The sequence below is a fragment of the Stenotrophomonas sp. ESTM1D_MKCIP4_1 genome, from assembly GCF_003086895.1.
Classification (GTDB): Bacteria; Pseudomonadota; Gammaproteobacteria; order Xanthomonadales; family Xanthomonadaceae; genus Stenotrophomonas.
On record NZ_CP026004.1, the window covers coordinates 753,627 to 771,405 of the forward strand.

14 protein-coding genes and 1 pseudogene are annotated in these 17,779 nt (G+C 67.5%); 8 read left to right on the forward strand and 7 right to left on the reverse strand.

Annotated elements, in window-relative coordinates; translation table 11 throughout:
• The first annotated feature begins 238 nt into the window (after positions 1 to 238).
• A complete protein-coding gene (gene ppc, locus C1924_RS03365; protein ID WP_108764078.1) occupies positions 239 to 2,950 on the forward strand; it encodes a phosphoenolpyruvate carboxylase in 2,712 nt (903 codons plus the stop codon).
• A gap of 98 nt (positions 2,951 to 3,048) precedes the next feature.
• Here the strand turns inward: ppc and C1924_RS03370 are convergent, their stop codons facing one another.
• Both C1924_RS03370 and metK read right to left on the reverse strand, forming a co-directional pair.
• Positions 3,049 to 3,555, reverse strand: coding sequence for an acyl-CoA thioesterase (locus C1924_RS03370; protein WP_108766952.1), 507 nt, complete (start codon positions 3,553 to 3,555; stop codon positions 3,049 to 3,051).
• Positions 3,556 to 3,740: 185 nt separating this feature from the next.
• Complete coding sequence (metK, locus tag C1924_RS03375; RefSeq protein WP_108764079.1) at positions 3,741 to 4,952, reverse strand: methionine adenosyltransferase; 1,212 nt, start codon at positions 4,950 to 4,952, stop codon at positions 3,741 to 3,743.
• Between the two features lie 325 nt (positions 4,953 to 5,277).
• On the opposite strand from metK, the gene C1924_RS03380 reads away from it, so the two are divergent.
• The 4 genes and pseudogenes from C1924_RS03380 (at position 5,278) to C1924_RS03395 (ending at position 9,234) form a co-directional block, all read left to right on the forward strand.
• The gene (locus C1924_RS03380) at positions 5,278 to 6,987 is read left to right on the forward strand and encodes a lysophospholipid acyltransferase family protein (protein ID WP_108764080.1); all 1,710 of its coding nucleotides are present in this window, start codon (positions 5,278 to 5,280) and stop codon (positions 6,985 to 6,987) included.
• On the forward strand, positions 6,984 to 7,784 hold the full coding sequence (locus C1924_RS03385; protein ID WP_108764081.1) for a UDP-2,3-diacylglucosamine diphosphatase: 801 nt from the start codon (positions 6,984 to 6,986) through the stop codon (positions 7,782 to 7,784). Before C1924_RS03380 ends, C1924_RS03385 begins: the two co-directional genes overlap by 4 nt.
• Before the next feature lie 120 nt (positions 7,785 to 7,904).
• Positions 7,905 to 8,006: pseudogene (locus C1924_RS20695) on the forward strand (UDP-2,3-diacylglucosamine diphosphatase); the annotation flags it as partial.
• Positions 8,007 to 8,178: 172 nt separating this feature from the next.
• Complete coding sequence (locus tag C1924_RS03395) at positions 8,179 to 9,234, forward strand: metal-dependent hydrolase (RefSeq protein ID WP_108764082.1); 1,056 nt, start codon at positions 8,179 to 8,181, stop codon at positions 9,232 to 9,234.
• 104 nt (positions 9,235 to 9,338) lie between these two features.
• On the opposite strand, the gene C1924_RS03400 is transcribed toward C1924_RS03395, so the two are convergent.
• From C1924_RS03400 to C1924_RS03410, 3 genes are all read right to left on the reverse strand, one after another.
• The gene (locus C1924_RS03400; RefSeq protein WP_108764083.1) at positions 9,339 to 10,166 is read right to left on the reverse strand and encodes a class I SAM-dependent methyltransferase; all 828 of its coding nucleotides are present in this window, start codon (positions 10,164 to 10,166) and stop codon (positions 9,339 to 9,341) included.
• Positions 10,167 to 10,247: 81 nt separating this feature from the next.
• Positions 10,248 to 11,243: a tRNA dihydrouridine synthase DusB gene (dusB, locus tag C1924_RS03405; RefSeq protein ID WP_108764084.1), complete on the reverse strand. Its 996-nt coding sequence runs from the start codon at positions 11,241 to 11,243 to the stop codon at positions 10,248 to 10,250.
• 134 nt (positions 11,244 to 11,377) lie between these two features.
• A complete protein-coding gene (locus C1924_RS03410; RefSeq protein WP_108764085.1) occupies positions 11,378 to 12,346 on the reverse strand; it encodes a LysR family transcriptional regulator in 969 nt (322 codons plus the stop codon).
• A gap of 93 nt (positions 12,347 to 12,439) precedes the next feature.
• On the opposite strand from C1924_RS03410, the gene C1924_RS03415 reads away from it, so the two are divergent.
• Positions 12,440 to 13,615, forward strand: a complete 1,176-nt coding sequence (locus tag C1924_RS03415; RefSeq protein ID WP_108764086.1) for an MFS transporter — start codon at positions 12,440 to 12,442, stop codon at positions 13,613 to 13,615.
• 101 nt (positions 13,616 to 13,716) lie between these two features.
• On the opposite strand, the gene C1924_RS03420 is transcribed toward C1924_RS03415, so the two are convergent.
• Both C1924_RS03420 and C1924_RS03425 read right to left on the reverse strand, forming a co-directional pair.
• Positions 13,717 to 14,682: a ribokinase gene (locus C1924_RS03420; protein WP_108764087.1), complete on the reverse strand. Its 966-nt coding sequence runs from the start codon at positions 14,680 to 14,682 to the stop codon at positions 13,717 to 13,719.
• Positions 14,683 to 14,707: 25 nt separating this feature from the next.
• Positions 14,708 to 16,006 (reverse strand): nucleoside transporter C-terminal domain-containing protein, encoded by a 1,299-nt coding sequence (locus C1924_RS03425; protein WP_108764088.1) that lies wholly within the window; start codon positions 16,004 to 16,006, stop codon positions 14,708 to 14,710.
• Between the two features lie 190 nt (positions 16,007 to 16,196).
• On the opposite strand from C1924_RS03425, the gene C1924_RS03430 reads away from it, so the two are divergent.
• Both C1924_RS03430 and C1924_RS03435 read left to right on the forward strand, forming a co-directional pair.
• The gene (locus C1924_RS03430; RefSeq protein ID WP_108766953.1) at positions 16,197 to 17,168 is read left to right on the forward strand and encodes an aldo/keto reductase; all 972 of its coding nucleotides are present in this window, start codon (positions 16,197 to 16,199) and stop codon (positions 17,166 to 17,168) included.
• A 271-nt stretch (positions 17,169 to 17,439) separates the two neighbouring features.
• Positions 17,440 to 17,634, forward strand: coding sequence for a hemin uptake protein HemP (locus C1924_RS03435; protein WP_005412278.1), 195 nt, complete (start codon positions 17,440 to 17,442; stop codon positions 17,632 to 17,634).
• The last annotated feature ends 145 nt before the right edge of the window (positions 17,635 to 17,779 follow it).

Genomic DNA, 17,779 nt, shown 5'->3' on the forward strand with positions numbered 1-17,779 from the left:
CCGCTGGTTGCAACGGGGTAGAGGCGACCGTTGGTCGACTGCCGTTCTGTCAGACGCTGGAAATCGCGCGCTACGCGCAATAGTCGACCAACGGTCGACTCTACCCCGTCGGTATTTTCCCGATGTGTATCTGTAGCCGGACGATACGTGCAGATGAAACCATTTCCGCGACGCAGCAACGGCGGTCAACTGGGGTAGGCTTGGCGACGGATCATGCCCCGAGGTTCGTGCGTCGCCGATGAACGAGTACCGCAGCAGCATCGAATTCGCTTCTCCCGATCTTCCGCTTCGCGATGATGTGCGCCGGCTGGGTGCACTGGTCGGCGACCTGTTGGTCGAACAGGTCTCAGCAGCCTTCCTCGATGACGTCGAGGACGTGCGCACCCGCGCGATCGCGCGGCGCGAGAACCAGGCGCCGCTGTCCGAACTGGCCGATGGCCTGGCCGGACGCACCCCGCAGCAGGCCGAAACCATGGTGCGTGCGTTCAGCACGTACTTCCAGGTGGTCAACATCGCCGAGCGCGTGCATCGCATCCGCCGCCGCCGCGACTACCAGCGCGCCGGAACCGCAGGCGCGCAGCCCGATGGCCTGCAGGACGCGCTGCAGCACCTGAAGGCGCAGGGCGTCGGCCTGGACGAGCTGGCGCAGTGGCTGCCGCGCATCGACATCGAACCGGTATTCACCGCACACCCGACCGAGGCGGTGCGCCGCGCGCTGCTGGAAAAAGAACAGTTGATGGTGGCCAGCCTGGTGGACAACCTGGATGGCCAGCGCACGCCGGGTGAGGCGGCGGCCGATGCCGCGCGCTTCCGCATGGCGCTGACGGCTTCGTGGCAGACCACCGATTCCTCGCCAGTGCGGCCGACGGTCGATGACGAACGCGAACACGTTGGCTTCTACCTGGTGCAGGTGCTGTACCGGGTGATTCCGGTGCTGTACGAATCGCTGCAGCAGGCGCTGCGCGATACCTATGGCGAAGAACTGCCGTTGCCGCGCCTGCTGCGTTTCGGCACCTGGGTGGGCGGGGACATGGATGGCAATCCGAACGTGGATGCCAGCACCATCCGCAACACGCTCGATGCGCAGCGGCGGGCCGTGCTCGGCCGTTACCAGAAAGAACTGCTGCAGCTGGCCAGTCTGCTCAGCCAATCCACCGAGCGGGTGGGGGTGAGTGATGCACTGCAGTCGCGCGTGGCGCATTACCAGCAGCTGCTGCCGCAGGTGCAGTCGCGGCCGCGTCATGCCGATATGCCGTACCGCCTGCTCAACGACCGCATGCGTGCGCGCCTGCAGGCCACGCTGGATGATGGCGAAGGGGCGTACGCCGGCCCGGATGAACTGATTGACGACCTGCAGCTGATCCTCGACAGCCTGCGTGCCAACCGTGGCGAACATGCCGGCGGCTTTGCCGTGCAGCGGCTGCTGTGGCGGGTGAAGACCTTTGGTTTCCATCTGGCGCGGCTGGATGTGCGCCAGGAATCGAGCGTGCATGCACGCGCGCTCGCTGCGGTACTGGGTGGCGAAGACGCCTGGCATGCGCTGGACGCGCTGGGTCGTGCGCGCCTGCTTGGACCGCATGCCAGCGGCGAAGCGCTGCTGCCCAGGGGCGATGACGAGGGCAACCAGCGCCTGGATGCCGTGTTCGCAGCCTTGGCCGATGCGCGTGCGCGCCATGGCGGGGATGCACTGGGCAGCTACATCATTTCCATGGCACACGATCGCGGCGACGTGCTGGCCGTGCTGGCGCTGGCACGTCGCGGTGGCCTGGTCGCTGCCGATGGCGGTGTGCCGCTCGACATCGCGCCGCTGTTTGAAACCGTGGATGACCTCAAGCGCGGCACCGCCACCCTGCGCGACCTGCTGGAGGACCCGGTGTACCGCGCGCACCTGCGTGCGCGTGACGACGTGCAGATGGTGATGCTGGGTTATTCGGACAGCAGCAAGGACGGCGGCATTGCCGCCTCGCGCTGGGGCCTGCAGCGTGCGCAGGTGGAGCTGCTGGAGGTGGCGGCCGAGGCCGGCATCCGCCTGACCTTCTTCCATGGTCGTGGGGGTTCCATCAGCCGTGGCGGTGGCAAGACTACCCACGCCGTGGATGCGTCGCCGCGCGGCAGCATCGATGGCCGCCTGCGGGTGACCGAGCAGGGGGAAGTGATCCACCGCAAGTACGGCATCCGCGCGCTGGCGTTGCGCTCACTGGAACAGGCCACCGGTGCGGTGCTGCGTGCCAGCCTGCGCCCACGTGCGGCCGAGCCGCGCGAGGACGACTGGCGGCCGGTCATGGACGCCGTGTCAGCGGCCAGCAGCGAGGTGTATCGCGCCTTTGTCGGCCAGACGGGCTTCATGGATTACTTCCGCACGGCTACGCCGATCGACGTTATCGAACGGACGACGCTGGGGTCGCGACCGTCGCGCCGGCTGGGCCAGGACGCGGCGCTGGGCAACCTGCGCGCGATTCCGTGGGTGTTCGCCTGGAGCCAGGCGCGTGCGGTCATCCCCGGCTGGTACGGCGTGGGCAGCGGCCTGCAGGCGGCAGTCGATGCCGGCCACGAACAGACGCTGCGCGGGATGGCACGCGACTGGCCGTTCTTCCGCACCTTCCTCGACGACATCGCGATGGTGCTGTCCAAGGGCGATATCACCATTGCCGAACAGTTCTCGCAGTTGTCCGGCGATCTGCACGGGCGGTTCTTCCCGCAGGTGCAGCGTGAGCTTGAACTCACCCGGCACTGGCTGCTGGCGTTGATGGGCCAGCAGACCCTGCTCGACCACGATGCGCGGCTGGCGCTGTCGATCCGGCTGCGCAATCCCTATGTGGATCCGATCAGTGTGCTGCAGGTGGATCTGCTGCAGCGCTGGCGGGCCAGCGGGCGCGAGGATGACGAACTGCTGCGCGCGCTGGTGGCGTGCGTGAATGGCGTTTCGCAGGGCGTGCAGAACACCGGTTGACCGCCATGCAACGGTAGTGCCGGCCGCTGGCCGGCAACCTCATGAATCGTGGGTACCCCGTGATTGCCGGCTAGCGGCCGGCACTACCGGGTTCGCGGTCAATCCTCCGGTGAAGGTGGATTGGAGGCCAGCAGTTCCAGGTGCCGCTGTTCCATTTCCTGCCGCAGCTGGCGGCGGATCTGCGCGGCGGCCTGGCGGCGCTTTTCATCTGAACTGGCCGGCTGCAGCGGCGGTACCGGCGTCGGCCGGCCGTCTTCATCCACGGCGACCATGGTGAAGAAGCAGCTGTTGGCATGGCGCACGCTGCGCTTGAGGATGTCCTCGGCCACGACCTTGATGCCGATCTCCATCGACGAGGTGCCGGTATGGTTCACCGAGGCCAGGAAAGTGACCAGCTCGCCCACCGCGATCGGCTGGCGGAACATCACCTGGTCCACCGACAGGGTGACCACGTAACTGCCCGCATAGCGGCTGGCGCAGGCGTAGGCGACCTGGTCGAGCAGGCGCAGGATGGCGCCACCATGGACCTTGCCGGAGAAATTGGCCATATCCGGCGACATCAGCACGGTCATGGACAGCTGGTGGGTTTTCAGTTCAGTCGACATGCGCCGATTGTATCGGAACCGGTAGTGCCGGCCGCTGGCCGGCAACCACGCGGCGATCGCCATCGGCCATTAAAAAGCCGGCCAGCGGCCGGCTCTACCAGAAAGCAGAAGGGCCGCTTTCGCGGCCCTTCTGGGAGGTAAGCCGACTAACAGTCGGCTCTACCCGTCGGCTTTATCAGCCGACTTTACTTCAGCTTTGCGTCGGCGCGCAGGGCGGCGGCGCGGTCGGTCTTCTCCCAGGAGAAGGCCGTGGCGTTGACGGTCTCGCCTTCGCCGTTGATGTAGCTGAATTCCTTCGGCTTGCGGCCGAAGTGGCCGTAGGCGGCGGTCTGCTGGTACATCGGGTGCACCAGGTCCAGCATCTTGATGATGCCGTACGGGCGCAGGTCGAAGTGCTTGCGGATCAGCTTCTCGATCTTGTCGTCGCTGATCTTGCCGGTGCCGAAGGTGGTGACCGAGATCGAGGTCGGCTCAGCCACGCCGATGGCGTAGGAAACCTGCACTTCGCAACGGTCGGCCAGGCCGGCGGCAACCACGTTCTTGGCGACGTAGCGGGCAGCGTAGGCAGCCGAACGGTCGACCTTGGACGGGTCCTTGCCGGAGAAGGCGCCACCACCGTGACGGGCCCAGCCGCCGTAGGTGTCGACGATGATCTTGCGGCCGGTCAGGCCGCAGTCGCCCACCGGGCCGCCGATCTCGAACTTGCCGGTCGGGTTGATGTGGAACTTGGTACCCTTGTGCAGCCACTTGGCCGGCAGCACCGGCTTGATGATCTCTTCGCGGACGGCCTCGATGAGGTCCTTCTGCTTGATGCCCGGGGCATGCTGGGTGGACAGGACGACGGCGTCGATGGCCGAGACCACGCCGTTTTCATAGCGCAGGGTGACCTGGCTCTTGGCGTCCGGGCGCAGCCAGGACAGCGGCGAATTGCGCTTCTTGCGGATCTTGGCCTGCTGCTCGACCAGGCGGTGCGACAGGTGGATCGCCGCCGGCATGAAGCTGTCGGTTTCATTGGTGGCGTAGCCGAACATCAGGCCCTGGTCGCCCGCGCCCATTTCTTCCGGCTTCTTGCGGTCCACGCCCTGGGCGATGTGCGGCGACTGCTTGCCGATCAGGTTCAGCACGCCGCAGGTGGCGCCGTCGAAGCCGACGTCGGAGCTGTCGTAGCCGATGTCCGTGATGACCTTGCGGGTCAGCGCTTCCAGGTCGATCCAGGCGCTGGTGGTGATTTCACCGGCCACGATGGCAACACCGGTCTTGACCATGGTCTCGCAGGCCACGCGGGCGCGCTGGTCCTGGGTCAGGATCGCGTCCAGCACCGCATCGGAGATCTGGTCGGCAACCTTGTCCGGATGGCCTTCGGAGACCGACTCGGAGGTGAAGAGATAGCTGGACATCAGGCGGTATATCCCTTGATTCGGATGGAAAGATGGGCGCGCATGATACACGTGGTGCGCCGCCTGTGCATTGTGAACCCGTACGGGTTGGCGGTGGTTAAGGTGTTGTGCCCGTCGCGACAAGGCCTGGCGGGCGGCAGGGGCCCATGGTGCGCAGGCAGTGTTCCACTGGCGTGACCATTGGCAGGGGCGTCCGGCGGCCCTCCGGCCTGAACCGGCGCCGGGCCAGGGCCGTCATCGTTCTGCCGCCAAACCGCCATCTGCCTGCCGCGTGGCGGGCGCAGGCTCTCGGCCAATCCGGCCGCCGGGCATCAGTGACCACGCCATGCAGGAACTCCAGCAGCGCTTGCAGCAACGTTTCCCCGAGTGGTTCCACGGCCCGCGGGGGCGGCTGGCGCGGCCCCTGCTGCGCACCGTGGGCCGCTGGTCCCGTCTGGACCGGGTGGAGGCCTTCCTGCAGCGCAGCGCCCATCTGCGCGGCTTCGATTTCGTGTCCGCCGGGCTGGCGTTCCTCGAAAGCGGCTACCAGGTCGACCCGCAGGACCTGGCCCGGATTCCAGCCACGGGCCGGCTGCTGATCGTCGCCAACCACCCCTCCGGTGCGCTGGACGCGCTGGCCCTGCTGGATGCGGTCGGGCGGGTACGGCGCGACGTACGCATCGTCGCCAACGATCTGCTGGGCGCCATCGTCCCCCTGCAGGACCTGCTGTTGCCGGTGCGCATCCTCGGCGGCAAAGCCCAGCGCGGCAGCCTGCACGCGGTGGAACAGGCGCTGGATGCCGAGCAGTGCGTGATCGTGTTCCCGGCGGGCGAGGTGTCCCGGCTGTCGCTGCAGGGCATCCGCGACGGGCGCTGGCAGCGCGGCTTCGTGCGTTTCGCCCGTGCGGCCGCTGCGCCGGTGCTGCCGGTGCGGGTGGAAGCGCGCAACTCGGCGCTGTTCTACGGCGCTTCGACCCTGTTCAAGCCGGCCGGAACCGCCCTGCTGGCGCGCGAGATGTTCGCCCACCGCGGCCGCCCGCTGCGCCTGCGCATCGGCCATCCGATGCAGCTGGGCCAGGGTGACCCCGGCGCGCAGCTGCTGGCCGTGCGCCGGGCGCTGTACGCGCTGGGCCCCGCTGGCAGCCGCGCCGGCAGCACGCCGACCGGACCCGAGCCGCTGGCCGCGCCGGAGCCACCGGCCCAGGTGGCCGCCGATATCGCCAGAGCCACCGTGCTGGGCAAGACCGGCGACGGCAAGCAGATCCTGCTGGCCAGCGGCACGGCCGATTCGGCCCTGCTGCGCGAACTGGGCCGTCTGCGCGAACTGACGTTCCGCGAGGTGGGCGAGGGCACTGGCCGCAGCCGCGACCTGGACGACTTCGACCTGCAGTACCAGCACATCGTGATCTGGGATGGCAGCGCCCAGCGCATTGCCGGTGCCTACCGCATCATGCGGGGTGCCCAGGCCCTGGCCCGCCGCGGCCTGGGCGGGCTCTACAGCGCCTCACTGTTCCGCTATTCCGACGACGCGATCCCGCGCATTGCCGAAGGCCTGGAACTGGGCCGCAGCTTCGTGGTGCCCGACTACTGGGGTAGCCGCAGCCTGGATTACCTGTGGCAGGGCATTGGCGCCTATCTGCAGTGCCAGCCGGGCATTCGTTATCTGTTCGGTGCGGTGTCGATCAGCGCCGCGCTGCCGCGTGAGGCGCGCGAGCAACTGGTGGCCTACTACCAGCGCTACTACGGTGGCCGCAGCGGTCTGGTCGAATCGAACCAGCCGTTCCAGTACTTCGCTGCACCGCCCAGCTTTGGTGACCTCGATGCCGGTGCGGCCTTCGATGTGCTCAAGGCCAACCTGGCCACGCTGGGCACCGGCGTGCCGACGCTGTACCGGCAGTACACCGATCTGTGTGAGCCCGGTGGCGCGCGCTTCCTCGCCTTCGGTGTCGATCCGGATTTCAGCAACTCGATCGATGGCCTGATCGAAGTGGACCTGCAGGCAATCCGCCCGAACAAGCGCAAACGCTACCTGCGTGATGCGGGAATGCCGGCATGAGCGCGCTGGCGAACCTGTCGCCGCATCGGCGCGCAGTGTTCGTCTCCGATGTGCACCTCGGGTCGCGCCATTGCCACGCGGCCGAACTGGCCGCCTTCCTCGGCCAGCTGCGCTGCGAGCGGCTGTACCTGGTCGGCGACATCATCGATCTGTGGTGGATGGCACATCGGCGCGCACACTGGCGCGCTTCGCACAGCGATGTCATCCAGGCGCTGCACGCGCTCCGCCGTGCCGGTACCGAGATCATCTACATCCCCGGCAACCATGATGCCTCGCTGCGCCATGTGTGCGGGCTGATGCTGCCGGCGATGCAGGTGCGCCGCCGTGCCATCCACGTGACTGCTGACGGACGCCGGCTGCTGGTGGCGCACGGCGACGACTACGACGGCGTGACCCACTTCGGTGGCCTGCAGGAACGCTTCGGCGACTGGCTGTACTACCGCATCCTGACGGGCAACCAGGCTTTGAACACGGTGCGGCGTCGGCTGGGCATGCGCTACTGGTCGCTGTCCGAATTCCTGAAGAAGCGCAGTGGAGCGGCCGAACGCTACATCGCGCGTTTCGTCCAGGCGGGGCTGGATGATGTGCGACGGCGTGGGCTGGACGGCATCATCTGCGGACACATCCACCGCGCCGCACTGGTCGAGCGAGATGGCCTGGTGTACGCCAATGATGGCGATTGGGTGGAAAGCCTGACCGCGCTGGCTGAAGACCACGACGGCGCGCTGCGGTTGCTGGACCACCATGGGCAGACGCTGGTGGAACTGCCCGGCGCCCGTATCCGGCAGGCTGCGTGATGAGGGCGGGGGGTAGAGTCGACTGTCAGTCGACTGCCCTCCCGTCACCCCGCGAAAATCCCGCGCTTCGCGCGATAGTCGACTGACAGTCGACTCTACCGCCGTTCCGCCCATCACACATCGACGCTGGCTGAAGACCACGACGGCGCGCTGCGGTTGCTGGACCACCATGGGCAGACGCTGGTGGAACTGCCCGGCGCCCGTATCCGGCAGGCTGCGTGATGAGGGCGGGGGGTAGAGTCGACTGTCAGTCGACTGCTCTTCCGTCACCCCGCGAAAATCCCGCGCTTCGCGCGATAGTCGACTGACAGTCGACTCTACCGCCGTTCCGCCGTTCCGCCGCTCGGCCCATCACACATCGACGTTGCGCGCGCCATCGCGCTAGCATCGGCGAATGGACTCTTTGACCCAGATCGTTCTTGGTGGCGCCGTCGCCGCTGCCGTTGCTCCGCCTGGCCACCGGCGTGCCGCGCTGCTTGCCGGTGCGGCCCTGGGCACGCTGCCCGACCTCGATGCGCTGTGGTTGGGTTTCGCCGCTGCCGATCCGGTCGCCAACATGGTCGACCACCGCAGCTTCAGCCATTCGCTGCTGGTGCTGCCGTGGGTGGCAGCCCTGATCTGGTGGCTGTTCAAGCGCTTCGGCAACGGTCGGGTCGCGCAGTCACCGCAGCGCTGGTTCTGGGCGATCCAACTGGCGCTGGTCACCCATCCGCTGTTGGACGCATTCACTGTCTATGGCACCCAGCTGTGGTGGCCACTGCAGCCGCATCCGACGATGGGGTCCAGCGTTTTCATCATCGACCCGGCCTATACCGTGTGGCTGCTGCTGGGCTGCGTGGTGGCCTGGTTTGCCCGTGCACGGCCGTGGGCTGGCAAGGTGCTGGCGGCGTCGCTGCTGGTCAGCACGGCCTACCTGGGCTGGGGCCTGGTGGCCAAAGCGCAGGTCGACCGCGCCGCGCAGCAGAGCCTGGCCGCGATGGGCCTGGGTGATGCGCCGCGCCTCTCCGTGCCGATGCCGTTCAATACGCTGCTGTGGCGGGTGGTGGCCATGACCCCCAACGGCTACGTGGTAGGCGACCGTTCGCTGGTGGCCGACCACGGGCCGATGCGGTTTGAAGGCTATCCGTCCAACGTGCAGGCGCTGCGCGAGGCCTCCGCCCTTCCGGCGGTGCAGCGGCTGCAGTGGTTCAACCGCGGATTCATGCGTGCGCAGGTGGTGGATGGACAGCTGGTGCTGAGCGATCTGCGCATGGGCCTGGAACCGGACTACACGTTCAACTTCGCCGTGGCCGAGCAGGTGGATGGCCAGTGGCGTGGGATCGTGCCGCAGCAGCGGCGCGCGGATTACAGCAGCCCTGCCGCGCGCGCCGATGTTGGCCGCCGGCTGGCGGCGATGTGGCAGCGGATCTGGCATGCGCCAGCGGCGGCGACCCCACGCATCGATCCCTGACCCGTGCCGCGCGGCCCGGTAGATCCACGCCATGCGTGGATGGCCGCAAGGGCCAGCATCAGCAGGGCCCAGCAGTAGATCCACGCCATGCGTGGATGGCTTCCTCAATACACCGTCGCGCGGCCCTGCACGAAGGAATAGAAGAACACCGCGTTCGGGTCGTTCTGTACCAGGCGGAACTCGCGGCGCATGCCTTCCACGGTCTCTTCATCCACGGCACCGGCCTGCAGCAGCTGGTCAGCGGCCGACAGCAGCAGCTGCTCCCAGAAGGCGATCATCGTCTTGCGACGTGCCGGTTCGCGGTTGTCCAGGTGGATGGTCTTGATCTCGGTGTGCACATCGCGGAAGCCGCCGGCCAGCAACAGGTTGCCCAGCTTGGCGCCGACGAACGGATCGCCGCCGTGGTCGTGCTGGAAATCGTTGAAGGCCATCCAGTAGCGCCAGATGTGCGGCGAGTACGGATCCAGCAGGAACGAGGCGTTCATCACTTCAGTGATGTAGACCGGCGAACCCGGGGCCAGCACGCGGCGCACTTCACTCAGCACGCGGGCGGGGGAGGGCACGTGTTCCAGCACCCAGCACAGGAAGGCGGAGTCGAAACTGCGGGCCTCGAACGGCAGTTCGCCGGCATCGGCCTGCTGCAGGGTATAGCGGTCGCTGCACCAAGGCGTGCGCGCCAGATTCTCACGCGCGGTGGCCAGCTGTGCTTCGCTCAGGTCCACGCCGGTCACATGCAGTTCCGGGAAACGGCGCAGCAGGATTTCCGTCTGCGCACCGACACCGCTGCCGACTTCCAGCAGGTGGCGTGCGCCGGTGTAGTCGATCTGGCTGAAGATGCTCGATTCCAGCAGGCGAGCCTGGGTCATCAAGCGTTGCTGTTCGGTACCGGAAAAACCGTGCAGGTAGGTCGGGGAAGAGATCGGCGGGGTCATGGGGTGCTCTTGTAGAGTCGAGCTTGCTCGACTGTTCGGGGAGGCCAGTCGAGCAGGCTCGACTCTACGGTGGACGGGTGGTCAGGCGGCGGAAGGCATCGCCGGTTCTCCGGCAATCAGGCGGTCGAAATACTCGGTGGTCAGCGCGATCTGGCTGGCCGGATCTTCGGCACGGTTGACCACCGCGCGGAAGGCCGCGTTTTCAGGACGGTCCTTGGCGTACCAGCCCAGGTGCTTGCGGGCGATGCGCACGCCCTGCGGCTCACCATAGAACGCATGCAGCGCATGCAGGTGGCCCAGCAGGATGTCGCGCACTTCGGCCAGCGACGGCGGCGGCAGTTCCTTGCCGGTGGCCAGGTAGTGCGCCACCTCGCGGAAGATCCACGGCCGGCCCTGCGCGGAACGGCCGATCATCACCGCATCCACGCCGGTCTGCTGCAGCACATGCGCCGCCTTCTGCGGGGAATCGATATCGCCGTTGGCGATGACCGGAATGCGCAGCGCGGCCTTGATCTCGCCGATGGTGCCGTACTCGGCCTGCCCGGTGTAATGCTGGTCGCGGGTGCGCCCGTGCACGGCCAGTGCAGCGATGCCGCTGTCTTCGGCGATGCGGGCAATCACCGGCCCGTTGCGGTGGTCGCAGTCCCAGCCGGTGCGGATCTTCAGGGTGACCGGCACGTCCACCGCGTTGACCACGGCTTCGAGAATGCGCGCCACCAGCAGTTCGTCGCGCATCAGCGCCGATCCGGCCCAGGCGTTGCACACCTTCTTGGCCGGGCAGCCCATGTTGATGTCGATGATCTGCGCGCCGTGGTCGACGTTGTAGCGCGCCGCATCGGCCAGCTGCTGCGGCTCGGTACCGGCAATCTGCACGCTGATCGGGGCCGGCTCGCCCTCGTGGTCCATGCGGTGGATCGACTTGCGCGTGTTCCAGAAGCGTGGGTCGCTGATGGTCATTTCCGAAGCGGCCAGACCCGCACCCAGCCGTTTGCACAGCAGGCGGAAGGGCTTGTCGGTGACGCCGGCCATGGGGGCCAGCACGACGTTGGGGGCAATGGTGTACGGGCCGATCTGCATGCACCCATTGTAGGCCGCAGGGCTCCCCGCCGCGCCGTCAGCGCCGCGCCTGTTCAGGCCAATCCGGACCGACCTCATGCCACACGGGCATCAGCAGATGCTTGATCGTCGCTTCCACCGCCCCCACGGCAGGATCATGGTGGGCGGCTGGGTGTGGACGCGCTGCGCGGACCGGCGGCAGAGGCGGCCGGCACCGGCGCGATGTGCAGCGATGCCGCCAGCCGCTGCAGAGCGACGTCCACGCGCGGTAGCAGCTGCCGGCCCTGCGGCCAGAGCAGCCGCAGGGGAAGGCCGCGGCAGTCGAGGGCAGGCAGGATCGGTACCAGCGTGCCGCGTGCCAGCGCATCGTCGGTCAGCCAGGTGGCGAGCTGGGCGATGCCGAATCCTGCTTCGACGGCGGCCACCTGGGCCTCGGCGCTGCCTACCACCAGCCGTGCACGTGCCTGCATGGGAAGCGTGTGCTGGCCACCCTCGGCCACCTGCCATGGCCCGACGCTGCCGTCGGCGCGGCCGAACAGCACGCCATCGTGATCGGACAGGCTGGCCGCAGATACAGGCGTGCCCTGCCGCTGCAGGTAAGCGGGGGAGGCGCAGAAACGCAGGCACTCGTAGCCGAGCAGGCGACTTCCCAGCGTGGAGGGCAGTGGCTCGGGCCCGCCAATGCGCACGGCCAGATCAATGCCGTCCTCGTGCAGGTCCACGAAGCGGTCGCTCAGCGTGACCCGCGGCTGCAGCCGGGGATGGGCCTCGGCCAGCGCCAGCAGCACCGGCCAGACCTTGAGGCGCCCGAAGGTAGCGGGCGCATCCACCCGCAACCCACCCACGGGTGCGCCTGCGTGGGCTGCCAGCACCGATTCGGCATCGGCCAGTTCGCCCAGCACCCTCACGCAGGTGCGGTAGAAGCCCTCACCGGACTCGGTCAGGCGCAGGCGCCGGGTACTGCGCTCGAACAGTTTCGCGCCCAGGCGTGCTTCCAGCCGGGCCACGGTCTTGCCCACGGCCGAAGCTGTGAGGTGCAGGCGTTCCGCGGCGGCGGTGAAGCTGCCCGCATCAGCGGTGGCGACGAACGCCTCGATGCCGCGCAACCGTTCGTTCGGGAGCATTGGAGAGCTGGATTCCGGAATCTCTGGAAAAAATAGCAGTATTCGGAATCCAGGGAGTGAATACGCTGGGCAGCCCCTTCACCTCGGCTGCGCATGTCCCCTCCGTCACCCACCACGCCCATCGACAGCGGGCACCGCACCCTTGCAACGGTCCTGCTGGCGGTTTCCGCCTTTCTCATTGTCACCACCGAATTCCTGATCGTCGGTCTGCTGCCGGCACTGGCCCGTGATCTGGGGCTGAGCATTGCATCGGCAGGGCGGCTGGTCACGCTGTTCGCCTTCACGGTGATGCTGGCCGGCCCACCGCTGACCGCGCTGCTTTCCCACATCGACAGGCGGCGGCTGTTCATTGCCATCCTCGTGCTGTTTGCGGTCTCCAACGCCCTGGCCGCCCTGGCCCAACAGCCGTGGGCACTCGCCGTGGCACGGGTACTGCCTGCGCTGGCCCTGCCTGTGTTCTGGGGCACTGCCAGTGAAACGGCGGCACAGTTGGCGCCTGCCGGGCAGCAGGGGCGGGCAGTCGCACGCGTCTACATGGGCATCGCCGCCGCGATGGTGTTTGGCATCCCGCTGGGCACACTGGCCGCCGACAGCGTCGGCTGGCGCGGCAGTTTCTGGCTGCTCGCAGCGCTGCCGCTGCTGATGGCGGCGGCGCTGTGGATCTGGCTGCCGTCGACAGCGGCCGCGCCGTCGCGCCGACTGGGCGATCAGCTCAAGGCCGTGCGTGGGCCTGCGTTGCTCGGCAATGTGCTGCTGTCCGTGCTGGTGTTCACCGCGATGTTCGCGGCCTACACCTATCTGGCCGATGTCCTCGAACGCCTGCTGGGCATCCCCACCGCACAGGTCGGCTGGTGGTTGATGGGCTTCGGTGCCGTCGGCCTGCTGGGCAACTTCCTGGGCGGGCGCTGGGTGGACCGCGCGCCGCTGGGTGCGACGCTGGTTTTCTGTGCCGTGCTCGCCCTGGGCATGCTGGGCAGCACCGCGCTGGCAGAACATCGCGCCCTGGCAGTCCTTGCGCTGGCGGTGTGGGGCGTGGCACACACCGCATTGTTCCCGCTGTGCCAGGTGCGGGTGATGCGTGCCGCACCGCAGGCCCAGGCATTGGCCGGCACCCTGAACGTGTCGGCCGCCAATGCCGGCATCGGCCTGGGTGCCCTGCTGGGCGGCGGGGTGATCGAGCGCAGCGGCCTGGTGTCGCTGGGCGCGGCAGCGGCGGCCGTGGCACTGCTGGTGATCGCGGGGGGCCTGCTGCTGCGACGCTGGCAATAGGTGGGCGCGGCGCTGCCCGCCGCTGAATGAAAAAGCCCGGGCATCTGCATGCCCGGGCTTCTCATCCACGCATGGCGTGGATCTACTCCAGCAATGGAGCGTTATTTCACTTCAGCGTCGGCCGGGGTGAAGCGCGGCATCGCCGCGGCGGCGCCTTCCTTTTCGGTGGAGCGGCCGGCGAACTGGTTGGCGAAACGCACATGGCGGGCGAACGGCGCGTCCGGTACCTGGGCGATGGACGCCGCCAGCGCGCCGTTGAAGGCATCGCCGGCCCCGGTGGTGTCGATCGCCTGTACCTGCTCGGCACCCACGCGGTAGTACGGCTGGGTATCGCCACGCAGGTTCTCGTCGGCATGCGAAACGAACACGCCCACCGCGCCCAGGGTCACCACCACGGTGCCGTTGCCGACCAGCTTGCGGCACAGCGCGTGCAGGCTGGCGCCATCCAGTGCGGCCACGTCGTCGGCATCCACGCGCTCACCGACATGACGGCCCAGCAGCGAAGCGAACTCGGTCTCGTTCGGGGTCAGCACATCGGCCAGCTTCAGCAGGCCGATGCTGGACGGGGCATCTGCCGGCGCGGCGTTCAGCACGGTGGTGACACCGGCTTCGCGCGCTGCCGCCAGGGCTGCTTCAATCGTCTGCACCGGCGATTCCAGCTGCACCAGCACCACCTTGGCGCCGGCCAGCAGGGCCTGCTGCTGCTCCAGGAACCCGGTGCTCAGCGCGGCATTGGCGCCGGGGCCGATGACGATGGTGTTGCGGCCACGGGCATCGACGTAGATGCCTGCGGTGCCGGTGGGCTCGCTGCTGGCCTCGGCGATCAGTGCGAAGCCATCCTGCGCGGCCAGCGCACGCGCCGTGGCGCCACCGACGTCATCGCCCAGCGCACACACGAACGTGGTGTCGGCGCCGGCACGGCAGGCCGCCACGGCCTGGTTGAAGCCCTTGCCACCCGGGCCGGTGCTGTAGCGGCCGGCAATGGTCGCACCCGGCGCCGGCAGCGCTTCGCACCGCCACACGTGATCGACATTGAAGGAACCGACGACAACGACACTGCTGCTCATAGGGGATTTCTTCTCAAACAAGGGTTCAACTGAAGTGCGTCAGCACGCCGGCGATGGTCGCGGTCATGAACGTGGCGATGGTACCGCCCAGCACGGCGCGCAGGCCGAACTTGGCCAGGTCGTGGCGACGTTCCGGGGCCAGGCCGCCGATGCCGCCGATCTGGATGGCGATCGAGCTGAAGTTGGCGAAGCCGCACAGGGCGTAGGTTGCGATCAGGCGGCCTTCGTCGGACAGCGACACGCCCGCGATCTGGCCGTTCACGATCTGCGACAGCTCGGTGTAGGCCACGAACTCGTTGATGACGACCTTCTGGCCGATCAGCGAGCCGACGGTGGTGGCGTCGGCCCACGGGGTGCCGATGACCCAGGCGATCGGGGCCAGCACGTAACCGAAGATGGTCGACAGGTTGGTCGGCTTGCCGATCGCAGCGGCCAGGCCGGTGACATCACCGATCCAGGTCAGCGGGGCGTTGAGCAGGGCGATCAGGGCGATGAAGGCCAGCAGCATCGCGCCGATGTTCAGCGCCAGCTTCAGGCCATCAGCGGCGCCGGCGGCAGCCGCGTCGATGATGTTGCTGGAGGTCTTTTCCACTTCCATCTTCACCGTGCCGCGGGTCAGCGGGGTGCCGGTTTCCGGAATCAGCAGCTTGGCCACGACCAGGGTGGCCGGGGCCGCCATGATGCTGGCTGCCAGCAGATGCTTGGCGTAGAAGGCCTGCTGCGCCGGATCGCCGCCGCCGAGCATGCCCACGTAGGCCGCCAGCACGCCGCCGGCGATGTGGGCCATGCCGCCGATCATCATGGTCAGCAGCTCGGACTGGGTCATCTTCGCGATGTACGGGCGTACGGTCAGCGGCGCCTCGGTCTGGCCGATGAAGACGCTGGCGCAGACGCTGGTGGTTTCCGCACCGGACACGCGCATCACCTTGGTGATCGACCACGCCATCACGCGGACGATGGCCTGCATGACGTTCAGGTGGTACATCACGCCCATCAGCGCCGAGAAGAAGATGATGGTCGGCAGCACCTGGAAGGCGAAGATGAAGCCGTAGTTCTGGGTGTCCATCAACGAGCCGAAGATGAAGCCCGAGCCTTCATTGACGAAGCTGAGGATCTTGACGAAGCCCTTGCCCAGGGCATCGAACACGTCGCGCCCGCCGGGGACCAGGATCACCAGCGCCGCGAACGCGATCTGCAGGGTGATACCGGTGATGACCAGCTTCCAGTCCACCGCACGCTTGTTGTTGGAAAACAGCCAGGTGATGCCGATCAGCACCGCCAACCCGAAAAGGCCGAAGCCGATCCTGCCCAAACCTTCGACCATGAGAGCTCCCCCGGGGGCGCGCGAAAAACGGGAAGCCTAGTGCAGGGCCGGGGCTGGGGCAAGGAAAAGCGGCGTGCGGGGGGGCATCGGCATCGAACAAGCCAGCAACGGCAAGGGGTTGCCGCCGCGGGGCGCGGGTAGAATGGTGCTCGATCCCGGCCCGTATGCGGGCCTGCAACAGGAGAATCGCATGCTCTACCGTCGCCTTGGTTCCACCGGCCTGCCGGTGTCGGCCCTGTCCTTTGGCGCCTGGGTGACCTTCGGCGACCAGGTGCCGCGTGACGAGGCCCGTAACCTGGTGGCCGCCGCCTGGGATCACGGCATCAACTTCTTCGACAACGCCGAGGGCTACGCCAACGGCCGCGCCGAGCAGGTAATGGGCGATGTGATCGCCGACCTGCGGTTGCCGCGTGATGGCTACTGCGTGTCCAGCAAGGTGTTCTTCGGCAGCGCCAAGGACCCGCGCCCCACCCAGCGCGGCCTGTCGCGCAAGCACGTCACCGACGCCTGCCACGCCGCGCTCAAGCGCCTGCGGGTGGATTACCTGGACCTTTATTACTGCCACCGCCCGGATCCGGACGCGCCCATCGCCGAGACCGTGCATGCCATGGACACGCTGGTGCGGCAGGGCAAGGTGCTCTACTGGGGGACCTCGGAATGGTCGGCCACGCAGATCGAAGAGGCGGTGGACATCGCCGCGCGCCACAACTGGCAGGCGCCCTCGATGGAGCAGCCGCAGTACAACCTGCTGCATCGTGAGCGGGTGGAAGTGGAATACGCCCCGTTGTATGCCAGTGCCGGGCTGGGCACGACCATCTTCTCGCCGCTGGCCTCGGGCCTGCTCAGTGGCAAGTACGACCAGGGCATTCCGGCTGACGCGCGTCTGGGCCGCGAGGGCATGGGCTGGCTGCAGGACCTGGTGCTGGGCCAGAACGCCGCCGTGCGCCTTGCCCAGGTGCGCCGCTTCAGCGAGGTGGCCGCTGAGCTCGGCCATGCCCCGGCCAGCTTGGCGATCGCCTGGTGCCTGCGCAATCCCAATGTTTCCAGCGTGATCCTTGGCGCCAGCCGGGTCAGCCAGCTGCTGCAGAACCTGCAGGCGCTGGAGGTCCTGCAGCAGGTGGACGACGCCGGCTGGGCGAAGGTGGAAGCAGCCTTCATCTGACCGCGCCTGCTCTTGGTAGTGTCGAGCTCTGCTCGACGCCGCGCGAAGCGCGGATGCCGCTTGTCTGGCATCGAAAAGCAGTCGAGCAAGGCTCGACTCTACAAGGGCCAAAGCAGTCGAGCAGGGTTCGACGCCACCGCTTTCGATTGATGCGATCTATCGAAATTGCGATTTCGATCATAAATCCCATCAATGGAATTGAGAATGGTTGTTGATTGTTAACTGAGAATCATTATCATCTGAATCGTCCCTCGCACGAGTCCAGATGCTCATGAATGCTCAACCTGTACTGCTGCGCCCCGAAACGCTGACCCTGCGCGACCGCCCGGTGCGTGTCGTCCCGCCGGAAGAAGTGATCGACAGCGAAGCCCTGCTGAAGGGCCGCCGCGAAATCCTGATCCAGCACGGCGACCGTTTCTACCGGCTGCGCCACACCAGCAACGACAAGCTGATCCTGACCAAGTAACGCGGTCTGGTCGCCCGCCGCCCTCCCTCCTGCCGGCCACGCTGGCAGGGTGGGCGACCCGTCCGCTCCCGCTCTCTCCCCCTCGGCTGTCCGTGCACGTTCTGCGTGCCGGTGGCCGGGGGCTCCCCCTGCCTGATCGATCACC

Bases quoted from the DNA above. Each gene is read 5' to 3' on its own strand.
- ppc (WP_108764078.1), top strand. From the start codon at position 239: ATGAACGAGTACCGCAGCAGCATCGAATTCGCTTCTCCCGATCTTCCG.
- C1924_RS03370 (WP_108766952.1), bottom strand. From the start codon at position 3,555: ATGTCGACTGAACTGAAAACCCACCAGCTGTCCATGACCGTGCTGATG.
- metK (WP_108764079.1), bottom strand. From the start codon at position 4,952: ATGTCCAGCTATCTCTTCACCTCCGAGTCGGTCTCCGAAGGCCATCCG.
- C1924_RS03380 (WP_108764080.1), top strand. From the start codon at position 5,278: ATGCAGGAACTCCAGCAGCGCTTGCAGCAACGTTTCCCCGAGTGGTTC.
- C1924_RS03385 (WP_108764081.1), top strand. From the start codon at position 6,984: ATGAGCGCGCTGGCGAACCTGTCGCCGCATCGGCGCGCAGTGTTCGTC.
- C1924_RS03395 (WP_108764082.1), top strand. From the start codon at position 8,179: ATGGACTCTTTGACCCAGATCGTTCTTGGTGGCGCCGTCGCCGCTGCC.
- C1924_RS03400 (WP_108764083.1), bottom strand. From the start codon at position 10,166: ATGACCCCGCCGATCTCTTCCCCGACCTACCTGCACGGTTTTTCCGGT.
- dusB (WP_108764084.1), bottom strand. From the start codon at position 11,243: ATGCAGATCGGCCCGTACACCATTGCCCCCAACGTCGTGCTGGCCCCC.
- C1924_RS03410 (WP_108764085.1), bottom strand. From the start codon at position 12,346: ATGCTCCCGAACGAACGGTTGCGCGGCATCGAGGCGTTCGTCGCCACC.
- C1924_RS03415 (WP_108764086.1), top strand. From the start codon at position 12,440: ATGTCCCCTCCGTCACCCACCACGCCCATCGACAGCGGGCACCGCACC.
- C1924_RS03420 (WP_108764087.1), bottom strand. From the start codon at position 14,682: ATGAGCAGCAGTGTCGTTGTCGTCGGTTCCTTCAATGTCGATCACGTG.
- C1924_RS03425 (WP_108764088.1), bottom strand. From the start codon at position 16,006: ATGGTCGAAGGTTTGGGCAGGATCGGCTTCGGCCTTTTCGGGTTGGCG.
- C1924_RS03430 (WP_108766953.1), top strand. From the start codon at position 16,197: ATGCTCTACCGTCGCCTTGGTTCCACCGGCCTGCCGGTGTCGGCCCTG.
- C1924_RS03435 (WP_005412278.1), top strand. From the start codon at position 17,440: ATGAATGCTCAACCTGTACTGCTGCGCCCCGAAACGCTGACCCTGCGC.